The sequence below is a fragment of the Rhodococcus aetherivorans genome (assembly GCF_011058165.1).
In the GTDB taxonomy this organism is placed as follows: Bacteria; Actinomycetota; Actinomycetes; order Mycobacteriales; family Mycobacteriaceae; genus Rhodococcus; species Rhodococcus aetherivorans.
The window spans coordinates 1-520 of the sequence record NZ_JAALEG010000216.1; the positions used below are offsets into that span (position 1 = coordinate 1).

The 520-nt window shown below is 71.0% G+C and carries 1 protein-coding gene; it reads right to left on the minus strand.

Features of this window, described 5'->3' with window-relative positions:
- Positions 1-220 precede the first annotated feature (220 nt).
- Positions 221-520: RBBP9/YdeN family alpha/beta hydrolase (locus G6039_RS30225; protein ID WP_206531484.1), on the minus strand; the 300-nt coding region annotated here is incomplete at its 5' end.

Below are 520 nucleotides of genomic sequence, written 5' to 3' on the forward strand. Positions count from 1 at the left end.
GGTCCGGGGGAGGCCCCGATCGCGCCGACCGTGAGTGGTGAACGGAGAAGAACCTGGTCCGTGTGATCATTCGGCGCTCTCCTGACCTGTCCGTGTCGGATCCACGGTATCCGGACGCACGGAGGTCCTCACCCGTGTCAGCAGGATCGACGAGAGACTGTCGAGTGTGGCGGCGAACCTCGACGTCGGTATCGCAGGGTTCGCCGCCACGGTCCGGGGCTCAGGCCCGGACGGGGACCGGTCGGGGCGGCGGTGCCTCGGCAAGTTCACGGACGAGGTCCTCGGCGGCTGGCCAGTGGCCGTAGCCGGCGGCGGGGTTGAGGTGCCCGACCGGTCCGGCGTCGACGAGTCTGCTGCCCCAGTGCCGCGCGAGAGCGGCGGCCCGGTCGAACCCACAGAGCGGGTCGTTGCTGCTGGCGGCGACGATGCTGGGAAACCGCAGCGGTGTGCGCGGGATGGGCTGGAAGTTGGCGCCGGAGATGTCCCGGGCGCGGCCGTAGAGCTCGAGGCTGTACGGCAC